Origin of the sequence: Flavobacterium sp. N1994, from assembly GCF_025947145.1 — a bacterium.
Classification (GTDB): domain Bacteria; phylum Bacteroidota; class Bacteroidia; order Flavobacteriales; family Flavobacteriaceae; genus Flavobacterium.
The window spans coordinates 964,469-979,725 of sequence record NZ_CP109999.1; the positions used below are offsets into that span (position 1 = coordinate 964,469).

A 15,257-nucleotide genomic window follows, 5' to 3' on the forward strand; every position below is an offset into this window, starting at 1 on the left:
TTAAATTAGATGAATCAATTCAATATATCAGAAATTAAAAAAATCAAATCACACGATTTGTTTTTTGACATGTTTGAAAACTGTGCTATCGGTATGGCTTTTTCCGATGTAAAAACTTCAAAATTTGAATATGCCAATCAATCCTTTCTGAATTGCTTTGGCTATACCAAAGAAGAAATTATTGGAAAAACCGCTACAGATGTAGGGATTATAACTCCTCAAATTAGAGATGAAATTATACTGAAATTAAAAAATCAAGAAAATTCAAATAATATCGAGATTGAACTCAGTAATAAAAAGGGAGATTCTATTTGGTTTCTAATTTCCATTCAAATCATAGACTATGAAGGAATTGAATACAACCACACTTCTTTCATAGACATCACCAATCAAAAGAAAATAACAGCCGAATTACTCCTCGCCAATAAAGAACTGGCTTTTCAAAATGAAGAGAAAGAAAAAAGAGCAGCAGAATTAGTAATTGCCAATAAAGAGTTAGAGCATCAAAACAGCGAGAAAGAAAAACGGGCTAATGAATTGCAGGTAGCCAATAAAGAATTGTTATATCAAACAGGAGAAAAACAAGACAGAGCGGATGAATTAGTAATTGCCAATAAAGAATTAGTAATTGCCGATAAAGAACTTAATTTTCAAAACGAAGAAAAAGAAAAACGCGTCTTTGAAAACAAAGAATTGGAGGCCTATAATTATTCACTCAAATTAGCTTCGCAATATTCTTTAAGTCTTATAGAAGCTAGTCGTGATCCGCTTTTTACCATTAGCCCTCAAGGCAAAATTACCGATACCAATCAAGCCTCTGTAAGAGTTACAGAAGTTTCTAAAGAAGATTTAATTAACACCAATTTCATCAATTATTTCACCGAACCTGAAAAAGCTAAAAAAGGGTATGAAGAAGTTTTTTCCAAAGGTTTTGTGGTTGATTATCCCTTGGTTTTAAAAGATGGAAAACTTACCGATGTATTATTCAATGGTGCCGTTTATAAAGATGAAGAAGGCAATATCATTGGTGCCGTAGTAGTAGCAAGAGATATAACAGAACAGAAGAAAGCACAAAAAGAATTAATTGAAGCTAAGACTTATGCTGAATTAGCATCATCAATAGCTGAAGAAGCCAAAATAATTGCTGAAGCCGCCACTATCAAAGCCAACGAAGCGGTTAAATCAAAACAACAGTTCTTGTCAAATATGAGTCATGAAATTCGGACCCCTATGAATGCCATTATTGGGTTTACCAAAGTGGTGCTAAAAACCGAATTGACAGCCAAACAAAAAGAATACCTGACTGCTATAAAAATGAGTGGTGATGCTTTAATCGTACTAATCAATGATATTCTCGATTTAGCCAAAGTAGATGCAGGAAAAATGACTTTTGAAAAAACCCCATTCAAATTGAAATTGTCTATCAAAGCTATGTTGCATCTTTTTGAAACCAAAATTCAAGAGAAAAACCTAAAATTAGTAACCCATTATGATAAGGATATCCCCGAAGTATTAGTGGGAGACCCTGTACGTTTGCATCAAATCATTCTGAATTTAGTTAGCAATGCTGTTAAATTTACCAGTGTTGGAAAGATTACTGTCAGTGTGGATTTAGTTTCTGAAACTGATGACGATGTGGCTATAAAATTCTCCGTAGCCGATACGGGTATAGGAATCAGTGAAACAAAAACCGAAAAAATATTCGAAAACTTTCAACAAGCCACAAGTAGCACATCCAGGATATTTGGCGGAACTGGTTTAGGTTTGGCTATTGTAAAGCAGTTGGTTGAAGCACAGAATGGGAATATTGAGGTGGAAAGTACTATTGGTAAAGGATCCAATTTTAGCTTTGTACTCTATTTTGACAAAACAAATGTGGAAGCGGTGTTAGAACCTGAAATTTTAGAAATTGATACCGAAATAAAACACACTAAAATATTAGTGGTAGAAGATATGGAACTGAATCAGTTGCTAATGAAAACACTTTTAGATGATTTCGGTTTCGAATGTGATATTGCTGCTAATGGTAAAATCGCTATAGAAAAACTTCAAAAAAACAACTATGATATTATTTTGATGGACTTGCAAATGCCCGAAATGAATGGTTTTGAAGCTACAGAACATATTAGACAAAACATGAAATTAATGCTGCCTATTATAGCACTAACAGCCGATGTAACCACAGTGGATGTGGCCAAATGTAAAGCAGTAGGAATGAACGATTATATTTCAAAACCTGTTGACGAGCGTTTACTATATAGTAAATTAATAAGTTTTATTAAAAAACCTATTGCTATTATCGAAAAGGAAACGAAAGGAAACATGCAAACTATTCGATATGTTGATTTGAGTTATTTGTCACTGATTACTAAAGCCAATCCTGAATTAATGACAGAAATGATAGAGGTCTATCTAAAACAAACACCCTCTTTATTAACATCGATGAAGCAAAGTTATAAAGATAAAGATTGGATATTATTAAAAGCAACCGCTCACAAAATAATGCCTTCTTTCGCCATAATGGGGATGAATCCTCAATATGAAAATCTAGCTAAAAAAATTCATGACTATGCTGAAAAGCTTGAACTTTCATCTGAATTAAATAGCTTATTAACAGAACTAGAGAAAGGTTGTTTACAGTCATTTCTTGAATTAGAAAATGAATTAATCAATTTAAAAAAATAAGTATGAAAACTGGAAATAAAATCAAGCTCTTCTTGGTAGATGACGATGCCGTTTTCTTAAAAGCACTACAAATACAATTTATGGAAAATGATGATTTCGAAGTAGAAACATTTTCAACAGGAGAATTGTGTATTCAAAATTTAAACAAAAAACCAGATATAGTTGTATTGGATTATCATTTAGATGGTATAGTAAAAAATGCTATCAACGGAATGCAGACTTTAGATAAAATCAAAGAAACTAATGCTGGAATCCCAGTAATTATGTTATCTAGTCAAGATAAAATTGAAGTAGCAGTAAGTTGCATGCATCACAAAGCTTTTGATTATGTAGTGAAAAGTGAAACTGCATTTGTTCGATTACAAAAAGTAATTTCAAATATTTTTAAATACCAAAAAATGGAGAAAGAACTCAATTGGTATATGGACAGAATGTAATTTTCAATACCTCTCAAAAGCACAACACCCCCAGAATGTGTGAATTATTAAAATAAAGACCTAAATCATATAACAGATTTAATCTTCTTCCTTCCCAACTTTGTATTGATAAAACAATCTTCAATTAATACAAAGAAACATGGCGACTACAGCAACCAAAATTGGCATTTGGATGGATCATTCCATCGCACATCTAATGGAGTTTTCTAATAACCCATTTGAAGTAAATACCATCGAATCTAATTTTACACATCAGGAAAAAATGGATAGCCTTTTAAAAGGAGAACTTCACTTGCATAATAAAGAACAACAAAAGCAATTAAAGTATTATAAGAAACTAATGGATGTTGTAAAAAAATACAATGAAGTAATTCTCTTTGGCCCTACCAATGCTAAAGAAGAGCTTTTCAATGTTATCGTTGCTGATACTCGCTTCCATGATATCAAAATACAGGTAAAACAAACAGACAAAATGACGCCACAGCAACAGCATGCTTTTGTTAGAGATTTTTTTGCTGCCAAATAAAAAATAGTATGAAAAATAGAGCTGCTAATTATCAAACTAAAGTATCCTATTATCAATTCAAAGAAATGGTTGACAGAAAAAAAATGAATAATTCAGAATTGGTAAATGAAAAAGCAATGATTGAATTAAAAAAAATCTATTGGTATGAAAAACAACTTTTGATTGCAATTCCATTGCTAATAAGTAGTGCCTCTACTTTTGAATTAGTGGAAACACTTACTGTTCTAAACAAATATACAAGAGAACATGTTAAAGACTTAGAAGCTAATTTCCCATCCATCTGTAAAGCGGATAAAATAAATAAATAAAACAATTCAAACAAAATGTAAATTAAGGTTACACTTAAAAAAGCTATTCAAGAATAACCAACTACATGCTCTAAAGGCATTTCGGAATTTAGGTTGAATTTTGGTTAGTTGATAATAAACGTTGAGACCGTTTATTATTGGTCCTGTCGACACTTCGCGGCAGGACTTTTTTTATGTACTCATTTTAAAATGTGGGAATAACGCAAACTATAATAATAGTTGTGTAACTGGTTACCCTTAAAACTATGCAACCTTTGTCTCAAATAATTAAACATTATAAAAATGAAAAAATTACTACTATTATGTATTTGCTTAGCGGCAACATTTTCGACAAAAGCTCAAACCGAAGACAAAAAATGGAATGTGGGTCTTCATGGCGGAGTTATTCAATATCATGGAGATTTAGGCAGAGATTGGTATAAGACCGATAAAGCTATGTATGGTTTTGCTGGGATAAGCGTTTCAAGGTATTTATGGAAATACATTGACATTAATGGAATGTATTCAAGAGGAACATTGGGTTACGATAGCGGAACAACTGGTTATAAAAGTGATTTTAGCGCTGCTACCATTAATTTAAGATGGAATTTTATAACTTCTGAATATATAGTTAGACCTTATGTATTTGGTGGTATAGGTGTCATCTTGTTTGACAGACAACTTAATTTTCACAAAGAGCTAATTGATTCCGCATTACCAACGGCCGGTGCTGGTATTAACTTTAGATTATCTTCAGTGGTTACTCTTAACCTTCAGGAAACATTTATGTTTACCAATAATGATGCTAGAGATGGAATTGTTGCAGGTAAAAATGATGACTACTTAATGCACTCTGCAGGTTTAACTTTCAATTTTGGAAGCAAAAAAGATGCCGATAACGATGGTGTTTCAGACAGTAGAGACAAATGTCCTGATACACCAGCAGGTGTAGCGGTGGATAAAACAGGATGTCCTCTTGATAAAGATGGCGATGGTGTTGCCGATTATTTAGACAAGTGTCCAGACATGGCAGGTAATGCCCTAATGAACGGTTGTCCAGATAAAGATAATGATGGAGTAAGCGATTCAGAAGACCGTTGTCCTGATACAAAAGGAACTATTGAATTAAAAGGATGTCCTGATACCGATGGTGATGGTGTGGCCGATTTAGATGATAAATGTCCAAACTCAAAAGCGGGAAGCCGTGTAGATGCAACAGGTTGTGCTTTAGATAATGACAAAGATGGTGTGATGAATGATGAAGATCGTTGTCCAGATGCTTTCGGACTAGCCAGTTTAAAAGGTTGCCCAGATGCAGATGGAGATGGAGTTGCGGATATTGATGACCGTTGTCCAAATGCTAAAGGATCTATGGAAAACAAAGGTTGTCCAGAAATTGCCAAACAAGACATCGTGAGAATCACTTATATTGGAAGTAAACTTTTCTTTGAAAACAATAGTGCTAAATTGAAAGTAGCTTCTCTAGTGAATTTAGATGAATTAGTGAAAATTTTAAATAAATATGAAGGAGCCAATCTATTCATAGATGGTCATACCGACAGCAATGGTTCAGATGCTTTAAACCTAAATCTTTCACAAAAACGTACGGATTCTGTAAAAGCCTATTTAATCAGCAAAGGTATTTCTGGTGGACGTTTAACAGCTACAGGTTTTGGCGAAAGCAAACCAATCGCTGATAACAAAACTGCTTTAGGTCGTGCTAAAAACAGAAGAGTAGAATTGAGAACAGCTTACTAAACCACAATTTTGTTTGCTCAATTCTTTATAAAAGGTTGCCTCAAATGAGGCAACCTTTTTGCTTTTATAGCCTGACTAGAAAATAATTAAAGTGTGAATAATATAATTTATAGACAGATTTGTATAACAGCTTAGCACTGAAATAGAACGAAATTTATAATTATAAACTAATCCTTTTTTTAAACTAAAAAACACCAAAAAAGGAAATTAAATCTTAAAATCATGAAAACTACTTCAAAACTAAAAATGATAAGTCTACTATTGGTACTGGTTTTTTCTATACCAATGGCCGCGAATACCAATAATCCTATAACTACTACTGCCATTAGCGCTGCACCATCAGAAGATGCTAAAACTGAAGTATTATTGAATCGATTGAATGAAATCAAAGACATGGATAAATCCAACCTAACCAGAGCGGATAAGAAAGCACTTCGTTCAGAAGTTAAAGCCATTAAAAAAAGTATGAAAGCTTCTAGTAGAGGGATATACCTTTCTATCGGAGCGGTTATCATTATCATTTTGTTATTGATTTTAATTTTATAAAAGCACCTCAACCATGATAAACGTAATTAAAGAAGGCATACTGCTTCAAAAAACGGGTCTTGATTTTGAAAACGAAGGGGTTTTAAATCCAGCAGCTATAAGAGATGGCGAGTTTGTTCACCTTCTTTACAGAGCAGTAAGCAAAGGCAATCACTCGAGTATTGGTTATTGTAAACTCAATGGACCTTTATCTATTGAAACTCGAGATAAAAAACCCTTGCTCGCTCCTCAATTTGATTATGAATCTCATGGTATTGAAGACCCTAGAATTGTAAAAATTGATGACACTTATTACCTAACTTTTACAGGGTATGATGGTGTTAATGCACTAGGTTGTTTGGCTACCTCGAAAGATTTAATCCATTTTAACCGAAAAGGAATTATAGTGCCTCAGATAACTTATGAAGAATTTAATCGGTTGATTAATGCAGAGGGTATCAGCAATGAAAAGTATTATCGCTACAACCAACACGATCACATTCTTGAAAAAGATGGAAAAGAGATGTTGATTTGGGACAAGAATCTTATTTTCTTTCCTAGAAGAATAAACGGAAAATTGACTTTTCTGCACCGCATCCGTCCCGAAATACAAATTGTAACCTCAATTGAAACATTAGAAGAATTAACTAAAGAATTTTGGGAAAACTACTTCTTACATTTTAAAGACTATGTGGTTTTGAAACCCAAATACGACCACGAAGTCAGTTACATCGGAGGAGGTTGCCCTCCTATTGAAACCGAACAGGGCTGGTTGCTTATCTATCATGGTGTTCATGATTCTTTGAAAGGTTATGTTTACTCGGCTTGTGCTGCGTTATTGGACTTAGAAAATCCGCAAAAAGAGTTGTCAAGATTACCCTATCCCTTGTTTGTGCCCGAGTTTTATTGGGAATTAAAAGGTGAAGTCAACAATGTTTGCTTCCCCACTGGAGCGGTAGTTTTTGATGACACGCTATACATTTATTATGGTGCTGCCGATGAACGAATTGCTTGTGCCACTATGAGTTTAACCGAATTAGTAAATGAATTAATAGCAAATAAAATATAGCATGATAAACAGAACCCAAAATACTCCCGATAACTTACCCGAAATTGTTTGTATTACCTCTTATCCACCACGAGAATGTGGCATAGCGACCTATTCTCAAGATTTGATTACTGCCATAAGAAATAAATTTGGGAAGTCATTTAAAATCAGTATTTGTGCTTTAGAACATCAGACAGCCAAATACAATTATCCTAAAGAGGTAGCCTATGTCTTGGAAACAGATAACTCTGAATCCTATATTGAAACGGCGGAAAACATCAACCAAAGTAAGACTATCAAAATTATTGTTGTGCAACACGAATTTGGCCTTTTTAAAAACAATGAAAATGATTTTATAGAATTCTTGAAGCAACTTAATAAGCCTATAATAATGGTGTTTCATACGGTTTTGCCAAAGCCAGGTGATGTATTAAAAAAATTAGTTAAAAACATCAATATTGCTGTGCAACAAATCGTAGTAATGACCAAAACGTCAGCTAAAATACTAACCTCCGATTACGAAATCAGCGCTGATAAAATCACTGTTATCCCTCACGGAACACATCTTGTTCAGCATTTGGACAAAGAAATTTTAAAAGAAAAATACCATCTGAGTGGTAGAAAAATACTAGCCACATTTGGTTTATTAAGTTCTGGAAAATGCATTGAAACTACTATAAGTGCCTTGCGAATCATAGTAAAAAGATATCCCGATGTACTTTTTTTAGTTATTGGAAAAACGCATCCAAATGTTATCAAAGAAGAAGGAGAACAGTATCGCAATTCATTGGAAGCAAAAATTAAAACATTGCATTTAGAATACAATGTAAAATTCATCAATCAATATTTGCCGCTTACAGATTTACTAGAATATTTACAACTTACCGACATCTACTTATTCACTTCCAAAGACAGAAATCAGGCCGTGAGTGGTACTTTTTCCTATGCTTTGAGTTGTGGTTGCCCCATAATTTCAACACCAATTCCACATGCTATTGAAGTGTTACAAAACGAAACGGGAATCATAGTCGATTTTGAAAACCCAAAACAATTAGCTAGAAAAGTTATCGAACTTATTGAAGATGTAAATTATTGCACCCGAATATCAGCTAACGGAATTCATAAAATAGCACCTAGCGCTTGGGAAAACTCGGCTATCGCTCATAGTATGCTTTTTGACACCATTTCTGAAAAGGGATTGCCATTGCAATTCAAAATTCCTGAAGTAAACTTGAATCACATCAAAAAACTGACCACACCCTTTGGTATGCTTCAATTCTCTATTATCAATAAACCTGATTTAGATTCGGGCTTTACTTTAGATGACAATGCCAGAGCTCTAGTAGCCATGTGTCAGCAATATAAACTCACTAAAGACAAATCCTGCCTGGAATACATTCGTATTTATTTTAATTTCATCAAATACTGTTTACAGGATGAGGGGTATTTTTTAAATTATGTAGATATCAATCAACAGTTTACAAAACAAAACAACGAAACTAATCTATCAGATTCTAACGGAAGAGCCATTTGGGCTTTGGGGTATTTGATTTCAATAAGTGACCACCTTCCATTTGATTTGGTTGAAGAAGCTAAAGCGACAATGAAATTATCATTATCCAATGTACTAAAGATACATTCTCCAAGAGCCATGGCCTTTATCATAAAAGGCATTTATTATGCCAATATCAAAAATAAATCAGAAACTAATCTACTCATTTTAGAACACTTAGCCAACAAATTAGTCCAAATGTACAAACATGAAGCTAATGAAAATTGGCAGTGGTTTGAAAGCTATTTAACGTATGGGAACAGCATTTTATCAGAAGCGATGCTCTGCGCCTATTTAACTTTAGAAACTCCTATTTACAAAGAAATTGCCTTACTCTCATTTGATTTTTTGCTATCAAAAATCTTCACCAAAGACAGTATAAAAGTTGTCTCTAATAAGGGCTGGATGCATAGTGGACAAGAACATATTAGAAAAATTGGTGGCGAGCAACCTATAGATGTGGCTTATACTATTTTGGCTTTGAGTAAATTTTATGATGCCTTTGGCGATACTGATTATTTGCAAAAAATGGTGATAGCTTTTAACTGGTTTTTGGGTAAAAATCACTTAAATCAAATCATCTATAATCCTTGTACTGGTGGCTGTTATGATGGACTTGAGGAAGACTATGTCAATTTAAATCAAGGAGCCGAATCAACAGTAAGTTATTTAATGGCTCGATTGACTTTAGGACACTATTTTAAAACAGAACCTAAAAATCTCCCTTTAGTAATTCAAAAAAGAGACTTAAAAACAAGCAAACAATTACAACATATACCAATTTAAAAACTGAACATTATGCCATTTCCAAAAAAAACAAAAGTGATGCCTAAAAAGAGTGGGACCACAAAAAACACAACTAATGCAGATAACAGCAATAAATCACCTTATTCCAAACAGAATATCAAAAAGAAAATCAATGAATTTGGCGATAACGACTCCATATAAAAAAATAACACCATGATAATGACACCCAAAATAGGAATAGCTGAAACTAACTTGAAAAAAAGTACTTCTTTATTATCCATTCTTTTGTCGGATGAAATGACTTTATACGTCAAAACCAGGAAATTCCATTGGAATATTTCAGGCAACAGTTTTATGGAACTGCATAAATTATTTGAATCTCAGTACATACAATTTGAAGCAATAATAGACGAAGTAGCTGAACGTATCAACAAACTGGGAAGTAAAACTATCGGAACCATGAAAGAGTTTACCAATCTGTCTCGATTGGAAGAAAACGAAAATAACTATCCAGCTCAAAAGGATATGATTTTAGAACTATTAAAGGATAACGAAACTTTAATAACCGAAATCAGAAAAGATATTGATGTATGTGCTAATGAAAATCATGATGCGGGTACAGCGGATTTATTGACCAAAATATTGCAACAACACGAAACGATGGCTTGGATTTTAAGACGCTATTTAAATTAGACTAAAAGTATATGATAGCAGGACTTAAAAATATTTTTACCGATACAGGTTCGATTACAGTATTTACCGCAAGGTTTTTCAAGGAAGTTTTCAAACCACCTTTCCAAATTAACGAGTTCATAAGGCAGTGTTATGCCGTTGGCTATAAATCATTGCCTTTGATAACCATTACTGGATTTATCATGGGCTTAGTGCTAACGATTCAATCCCGTCCTACTATGGCTAAGTTTGGGGCAGAATCCTGGTTGCCCAGTATGGTTTCACTTTCACTGATTAGGGAAATTGCTCCTGTAATCACTGCGTTAATTTGTGCCGGAAAAATTGCTTCGGGTATTGGTGCCGAATTAGGTTCGATGAAAGTTACCGAGCAAATAGATGCTATGGAAGTTTCGGCTATCAACCCCTATAAGTATTTAGTGGTAACCCGAATATTAGCCACAACATTAATGATTCCCCTTTTGGTAATTTATGCCGATTTAGTGGGGATTTTTGGTGGTTATATTGGATACAACATTCATAGCGATATGAGTATGTACCGCTATTTTACCGGAGTATTCGAACATTTAGAATTTCTAGATGTTATGCCTGCCACCATTAAAACTTTCTTCTTTGGATTCTTTATCGGACTCATTGGTTGCTACAAAGGATTTAATGCTTCCAATGGTACAGCTAGTGTTGGTGTGGCTGCTAATTCAGCTGTCGTGACAGCATCGCTTTCTATTTTTATTATCGATATGTTGGCCGTTCAAATAACTGATTTATTTTTCTAATGGAAACCAATAAACCCGTCATAGAAATCAAAAACCTACATAAGACCTTCGGAGAAAATGAGGTGCTTAATGGTGTCAATATCACCGTCAATAAAGGTGAGGATGTAGTAATCTTAGGTCGCTCTGGATCAGGGAAATCAGTTACGATTAAATGCCTCGTCGGATTAGAAAAAGCAGATGAGGGAACCATAAAAGTATTTGGTACCGACATCACAAAACTCCATGAAAATGAACTCAATACCATCAGAGCTCGCATTGGTTTTATGTTTCAGAACGGAGCCCTTTACGACTCTATGTCCGTCAGACAAAACCTGACGTTTACCTTAAAACACCATGATAAAAATAGCACCAAAGAAATCATTGATACTAAAATAAACGAAGCCTTAGACAATGTGGGTTTATTAGAAGCAATAGATAAAATGCCCTCAGAGCTTTCAGGAGGTATGCGTAAACGAATTGGTATGGCCAGAGCCTTAATCGTTCAACCAGAAATTATTTTGTACGATGAACCAACTTCAGGATTAGATACCATTACCTCAAGAGAAATCAGCGAATTAATGGTTTCGATTCAAAAAAAATACAAAACAACATCACTCATTATCACACACGATATGGCTTGCGCCAAAGTAACAGGAAATCGAATTATGATTTTAAAAGACGGAGTGATTAATGCGGAAGGTACTTATGCTGAATTGGAAAAAAGCAAAGACCCTTGGGTAAAATCATTTTTTATATAATTAAAAAAAACAGTTATGATTAAAAAAACAGGATATATATGGAAGTTAGGTATGTTTGTCATCATAGGCATATTTCTTTTTGCTATTGGGATTTATGTAATTGGAAGCAACAAAAACCTCTTTGGTGAAACGTTTCAACTAAAAGCTAATTTTAAAAACGTTAGCGGATTAAAAGTAGGCAATAATGTTCGCTTTTCCGGAATCAACATTGGCTCTGTAAAAGCCATTGATTTTGTTTCAGACTCTGCCGTCGTGGTTATAGTCGTTATCAAAGAAGAAGTCCATCGATACATCAAAACAGACGCTATGGCTAGTATTGGATCTGATGGGTTGATGGGGGATAAAGTATTAACCATTTCCCCAGGAAGTAAGTCAAAAGTAATGGTAAAAAACAATGCGCTAATAGCCACTACCAAAGCCATTGAAATCGAAGACATTATGAAAAGCGTCAAAGTCAGTGTTGATAATGCACAATACATCACATATGAATTGGCGGAGTTCACTTCTAAGATGAACAATAAAAACAGTGTCCTTTCTAAATTGGTAAACGATGATAAAATGGGCAAATCGCTTGATGCAACACTAACCAATATGCAACATGCCACAAAAGGATTAAATGAAAATATGGAAGCGGCTAAACATAATTTCTTACTAAGAGGTTACTTTAAAAAACAAGAAAAAGAAGCCGCAAAAAAGAAACAGGAATTGGAAGAGGAAAAACAATCGAAAAAGAAAAAGTAACCAAAAAGTAGGAATCCTATAACTTAATTCCAGTATTATATAACTACGCAGCTGTAGTATTATCATACCTTTATTAGGTCGTAAAAAAGAATCATTTCATTAAAAGAGCACCTTTTTTATGGTGCTTTTTTCTAATCTCTACATTATGCTTTTAGAACAAAAATTAAACGAAGACATCTTAAAAATCACTATGAAAATTCGGAATGAACATCCCGAATTATTAAAGTATTTGAATGAACTTACAGTTACATTACCCGATGTTAATAACCCAGAAATGACTAATAAGGTGTTGCAAGAGTATTTCAACTCCTTAGAATCAATTTTAAAAAAATACACTATAAATCAATAAATAACAGTAGTAGTTCCTACTGCTCTTAACCAACAGATAATACTATGAAGAAATTGGGCATTTACATGGAAACCGCATCGGCAAATCTCATTGAATTTACCCTTGAATTGCTCCAACTAAAAATAGGAGCATCTCAATGCCTTTTCGTAAGTGATGAAAACCATACGCTTCAAACCAATGAAATTCATCTTGAATATAAAGAAGACTATCTCAGTAAGGAGTATTTTCAAAAATTGAGTGATTATGTGCTACAATATGATGAAGTAGTCTTGTTTGGTAAGCCCAATGTAATAACGCAACTCTTTAAAAGTCTTTCATCGGATAATCGTTTTTATAAAATAATCATAGCTACTAAACCAACCAAAATGCTAACTACAGAGCAACAAAATGATTTTGTGACTGACTATTTTTTACTAAATAAACTATGAATAAACCCTATATCGTAATTGAACGGATTTTTGAAAAATTAACTTCAATAGCTACTAAAATACTCGGGAATTCTATAACCTTTATTTTAGCGCTTTGCCTTGTGCTTTTTTGGTGGACTCGGGGCATGTTTATCTCTAATGATCTTCACCAGAATATTGGTGATTTTATCTTTGGGACTACTTTTCTAAGTTTGTTTATCATCCAAAAATCCTTCAACCGCTACTCTGCCCTAGTACACTTAAAAATGAACGAACTAATCTCTTCCCACGAAACAGCTAATAATGCCGTGATGAATACTGGCGAAAAAACCGAACAGGAAATAAGAGAATTAGCAAAAGAATATCTAGAAATAGAAGAAGAAATTCTTGAAGAAACCATTAAACAATCAGAAGCAGATACTGACGTTAATACACAAAACAATCACAATGTATAAGTGTGAATACTACAATTCTTATTCAAAATTGTGTAAGGGAAATGGTCTCGATTCAAGATACCTTTACAATATCAAAATAACTAAAAAAAGACAATCATGAGCAATTTACTTTACACCATAGCCGTAATACTAATTATTCTATGGGCCATTGGTTACTTCGCCTACAGTGCAGGTGCTATTATACATATTTTACTAGTGATAGCGGTGATAGCTATAATACTAAGATTAATACAAGGAAAAAGAATTTAACAATAAATAATTAATTAAAAACATTAAGATTATGAAAACGAGTACAGTAGTATTAGGCGTTTTAGGTGGCGTAGCCGTAGGTGCATTAGCCGGAGTGCTGTTTGCCCCAGCCAAAGGAACCAAAACTAGAAAAAGAATCATGAAAAAAGGAAGTGATTATACCAAAGACCTTAAAAATAAATTCGAGGACTTATATGGTAACATTGCAACTCAATATGAAAATGTGATGGAAGATGCCAAAGAATTTGTTTCTGATCATCAGGAAAAATAAACTTATCCTTTCTTAAAAATTTATGGAAAATAGCGCCACAACAATAGAAAATCTAGTCGAAAGGATAGAGCAGTATAGTAAAACTTCATTTGATTTATATAAGTATTCTGCCATTTATAAAACTGCAGCGCTATTTTCCTTATTAGCTGTAAAATTAGTATTCACTTTAATAACTTTTATCGTCACTTTACTTTTCACAGTGGCATTAGCGTTATGGATAGGTGATGTTTTACAGAAAACAGCTTATGGTTTTTTAATCATGGGAATCTTTTATGTTGTTTTAGGCATTATCATCTATATTTTCAGAAAACCATGGATTAAAATCCGAATCAGCAATTTGGTTATTGACAGTTTTGAATCTGAACAGAAATCATGAAAACTATAGACAAAAAGGTGTATTTAATGGAACGCATCAGTGCTTTAGAAATACAACAAACCGCTGAATTACATTTACTCAAAAAACAATTTCACTCCACTATTGAACAATTAAATCCCTTGTATTTTTTAAAAAATACTATTTCTGGTATTATAGGTTCTCCCGATATAAAATCAGACTTACTTCATGGTACTATCAATATGGCTTCCAATTTTATTGAAAAAAATACTGTATTAGGAGTTTTTCAAAAACCCATCAAGAAAATACTGGGTAACTTGACGATGACTTTACTCAATAAGTTAAGTCCGAAAAAAGAACTATAAGGTTAAATCATAGAACCCATGTTAAAATCAAAAGAGTTGCAACCGAATGCAGCAATGGAAGAACAAAACAAATTAGACCTTTTTTATTGCATTGTGTTTCTCATTTCCTACTTAGCCTTAAAAGCGGTAGTTAATGGCAATCATTATATTTGGTTAGCCTTTACTAAGAAAACAATAGTCTCCATTTAAATCCAACTTCTCCTTGCCGAGGAGTTTTTTTTGTTTATTGCTGTTACTGAAAAAAATAGTTAAACAGTAGAAGCACTACTCCCCTTCTTCTTTACACTTCCCCTCCCGCTGTCCGCACTACAAGGTAGTTTG

21 protein-coding genes are annotated in these 15,257 nt (G+C 33.5%); all 21 read left to right on the top strand.

Going from position 1 to position 15,257, the window contains the following annotated elements:
• Positions 1-9 precede the first annotated feature (9 nt).
• Positions 10-2,685 carry an ATP-binding protein gene (locus tag OLM53_RS04450; RefSeq protein WP_264521845.1) on the top strand — a complete coding sequence of 892 codons (2,676 nt, stop codon included), beginning with the start codon at positions 10-12 and terminating at the stop codon, positions 2,683-2,685.
• Between the two features lie 2 nt (positions 2,686-2,687).
• On the top strand, positions 2,688-3,122 hold the full coding sequence (locus OLM53_RS04455) for a response regulator (RefSeq protein WP_264521846.1): 435 nt from the start codon (positions 2,688-2,690) through the stop codon (positions 3,120-3,122).
• 139 nt (positions 3,123-3,261) lie between these two features.
• Complete coding sequence (locus tag OLM53_RS04460; protein ID WP_264521847.1) at positions 3,262-3,648, top strand: hypothetical protein; 387 nt, start codon at positions 3,262-3,264, stop codon at positions 3,646-3,648.
• A gap of 8 nt (positions 3,649-3,656) precedes the next feature.
• On the top strand, positions 3,657-3,956 hold the full coding sequence (locus tag OLM53_RS04465; RefSeq protein WP_264521848.1) for a hypothetical protein: 300 nt from the start codon (positions 3,657-3,659) through the stop codon (positions 3,954-3,956).
• 282 nt (positions 3,957-4,238) lie between these two features.
• Positions 4,239-5,693 (top strand): OmpA family protein, encoded by a 1,455-nt coding sequence (locus OLM53_RS14825; protein WP_319799859.1) that lies wholly within the window; start codon positions 4,239-4,241, stop codon positions 5,691-5,693.
• Between the two features lie 222 nt (positions 5,694-5,915).
• Complete coding sequence (locus OLM53_RS04485; RefSeq protein WP_264521849.1) at positions 5,916-6,239, top strand: hypothetical protein; 324 nt, start codon at positions 5,916-5,918, stop codon at positions 6,237-6,239.
• A gap of 13 nt (positions 6,240-6,252) precedes the next feature.
• A complete protein-coding gene (locus OLM53_RS04490) occupies positions 6,253-7,287 on the top strand; it encodes a pesticidal protein Cry7Aa (RefSeq protein ID WP_264521850.1) in 1,035 nt (344 codons plus the stop codon).
• Position 7,288: 1 nt separating this feature from the next.
• Positions 7,289-9,604, top strand: coding sequence for a glycosyltransferase (locus tag OLM53_RS04495; protein WP_264521851.1), 2,316 nt, complete (start codon positions 7,289-7,291; stop codon positions 9,602-9,604).
• Between the two features lie 12 nt (positions 9,605-9,616).
• A complete protein-coding gene (locus tag OLM53_RS04500) occupies positions 9,617-9,766 on the top strand; it encodes a hypothetical protein (protein ID WP_264521852.1) in 150 nt (49 codons plus the stop codon).
• 18 nt (positions 9,767-9,784) lie between these two features.
• Positions 9,785-10,258, top strand: coding sequence for a Dps family protein (locus OLM53_RS04505; protein WP_264521853.1), 474 nt, complete (start codon positions 9,785-9,787; stop codon positions 10,256-10,258).
• An 11-nt stretch (positions 10,259-10,269) separates the two neighbouring features.
• Positions 10,270-11,028 (top strand): MlaE family ABC transporter permease, encoded by a 759-nt coding sequence (locus OLM53_RS04510; protein ID WP_264521854.1) that lies wholly within the window; start codon positions 10,270-10,272, stop codon positions 11,026-11,028.
• Positions 11,028-11,765 (top strand): ABC transporter ATP-binding protein, encoded by a 738-nt coding sequence (locus OLM53_RS04515; RefSeq protein WP_264521855.1) that lies wholly within the window; start codon positions 11,028-11,030, stop codon positions 11,763-11,765. Before OLM53_RS04510 ends, OLM53_RS04515 begins: the two co-directional genes overlap by 1 nt.
• A gap of 15 nt (positions 11,766-11,780) precedes the next feature.
• Positions 11,781-12,506, top strand: coding sequence for an MlaD family protein (locus tag OLM53_RS04520; protein WP_264521856.1), 726 nt, complete (start codon positions 11,781-11,783; stop codon positions 12,504-12,506).
• Positions 12,507-12,651: 145 nt separating this feature from the next.
• A complete protein-coding gene (locus OLM53_RS04525) occupies positions 12,652-12,855 on the top strand; it encodes a hypothetical protein (RefSeq protein WP_264521857.1) in 204 nt (67 codons plus the stop codon).
• Between the two features lie 44 nt (positions 12,856-12,899).
• Positions 12,900-13,283 carry a hypothetical protein gene (locus tag OLM53_RS04530; protein ID WP_264521858.1) on the top strand — a complete coding sequence of 128 codons (384 nt, stop codon included), beginning with the start codon at positions 12,900-12,902 and terminating at the stop codon, positions 13,281-13,283.
• On the top strand, positions 13,280-13,717 hold the full coding sequence (locus tag OLM53_RS04535) for a low affinity iron permease family protein (RefSeq protein ID WP_264521859.1): 438 nt from the start codon (positions 13,280-13,282) through the stop codon (positions 13,715-13,717). The genes OLM53_RS04530 and OLM53_RS04535 overlap by 4 nt, the downstream gene beginning before the upstream one ends.
• A gap of 96 nt (positions 13,718-13,813) precedes the next feature.
• Positions 13,814-13,966: a lmo0937 family membrane protein gene (locus OLM53_RS04540; protein WP_264521860.1), complete on the top strand. Its 153-nt coding sequence runs from the start codon at positions 13,814-13,816 to the stop codon at positions 13,964-13,966.
• Positions 13,967-13,997: 31 nt separating this feature from the next.
• The gene (locus tag OLM53_RS04545; protein WP_264521861.1) at positions 13,998-14,237 is read left to right on the top strand and encodes a YtxH domain-containing protein; all 240 of its coding nucleotides are present in this window, start codon (positions 13,998-14,000) and stop codon (positions 14,235-14,237) included.
• Positions 14,238-14,259: 22 nt separating this feature from the next.
• The gene (locus OLM53_RS04550) at positions 14,260-14,613 is read left to right on the top strand and encodes a hypothetical protein (RefSeq protein WP_264521862.1); all 354 of its coding nucleotides are present in this window, start codon (positions 14,260-14,262) and stop codon (positions 14,611-14,613) included.
• Positions 14,610-14,936: a hypothetical protein gene (locus tag OLM53_RS04555; protein ID WP_264521863.1), complete on the top strand. Its 327-nt coding sequence runs from the start codon at positions 14,610-14,612 to the stop codon at positions 14,934-14,936. Before OLM53_RS04550 ends, OLM53_RS04555 begins: the two co-directional genes overlap by 4 nt.
• A gap of 18 nt (positions 14,937-14,954) precedes the next feature.
• Entirely contained in the window at positions 14,955-15,125 is a 171-nt protein-coding gene (locus OLM53_RS04560) for a hypothetical protein (protein ID WP_264521864.1), read from the top strand.
• Positions 15,126-15,257 lie beyond the last annotated feature (132 nt).

Coding starts and splice junctions, on each gene's coding strand:
- OLM53_RS04505 (WP_264521853.1), top strand. CDS start 9,785: ATGACACCCAAAATAGGAATAGCTGAAACTAACTTGAAAAAAAGTACT.
- OLM53_RS04465 (WP_264521848.1), top strand. CDS start 3,657: ATGAAAAATAGAGCTGCTAATTATCAAACTAAAGTATCCTATTATCAA.
- OLM53_RS04495 (WP_264521851.1), top strand. CDS start 7,289: ATGATAAACAGAACCCAAAATACTCCCGATAACTTACCCGAAATTGTT.
- OLM53_RS04490 (WP_264521850.1), top strand. CDS start 6,253: ATGATAAACGTAATTAAAGAAGGCATACTGCTTCAAAAAACGGGTCTT.
- OLM53_RS14825 (WP_319799859.1), top strand. CDS start 4,239: ATGAAAAAATTACTACTATTATGTATTTGCTTAGCGGCAACATTTTCG.
- OLM53_RS04555 (WP_264521863.1), top strand. CDS start 14,610: ATGAAAACTATAGACAAAAAGGTGTATTTAATGGAACGCATCAGTGCT.
- OLM53_RS04540 (WP_264521860.1), top strand. CDS start 13,814: ATGAGCAATTTACTTTACACCATAGCCGTAATACTAATTATTCTATGG.
- OLM53_RS04545 (WP_264521861.1), top strand. CDS start 13,998: ATGAAAACGAGTACAGTAGTATTAGGCGTTTTAGGTGGCGTAGCCGTA.
- OLM53_RS04520 (WP_264521856.1), top strand. CDS start 11,781: ATGATTAAAAAAACAGGATATATATGGAAGTTAGGTATGTTTGTCATC.
- OLM53_RS04500 (WP_264521852.1), top strand. CDS start 9,617: ATGCCATTTCCAAAAAAAACAAAAGTGATGCCTAAAAAGAGTGGGACC.
- OLM53_RS04525 (WP_264521857.1), top strand. CDS start 12,652: ATGCTTTTAGAACAAAAATTAAACGAAGACATCTTAAAAATCACTATG.
- OLM53_RS04485 (WP_264521849.1), top strand. CDS start 5,916: ATGAAAACTACTTCAAAACTAAAAATGATAAGTCTACTATTGGTACTG.
- OLM53_RS04450 (WP_264521845.1), top strand. CDS start 10: ATGAATCAATTCAATATATCAGAAATTAAAAAAATCAAATCACACGAT.
- OLM53_RS04535 (WP_264521859.1), top strand. CDS start 13,280: ATGAATAAACCCTATATCGTAATTGAACGGATTTTTGAAAAATTAACT.
- OLM53_RS04550 (WP_264521862.1), top strand. CDS start 14,260: ATGGAAAATAGCGCCACAACAATAGAAAATCTAGTCGAAAGGATAGAG.
- OLM53_RS04460 (WP_264521847.1), top strand. CDS start 3,262: ATGGCGACTACAGCAACCAAAATTGGCATTTGGATGGATCATTCCATC.
- OLM53_RS04560 (WP_264521864.1), top strand. CDS start 14,955: ATGTTAAAATCAAAAGAGTTGCAACCGAATGCAGCAATGGAAGAACAA.
- OLM53_RS04530 (WP_264521858.1), top strand. CDS start 12,900: ATGAAGAAATTGGGCATTTACATGGAAACCGCATCGGCAAATCTCATT.
- OLM53_RS04515 (WP_264521855.1), top strand. CDS start 11,028: ATGGAAACCAATAAACCCGTCATAGAAATCAAAAACCTACATAAGACC.
- OLM53_RS04510 (WP_264521854.1), top strand. CDS start 10,270: ATGATAGCAGGACTTAAAAATATTTTTACCGATACAGGTTCGATTACA.
- OLM53_RS04455 (WP_264521846.1), top strand. CDS start 2,688: ATGAAAACTGGAAATAAAATCAAGCTCTTCTTGGTAGATGACGATGCC.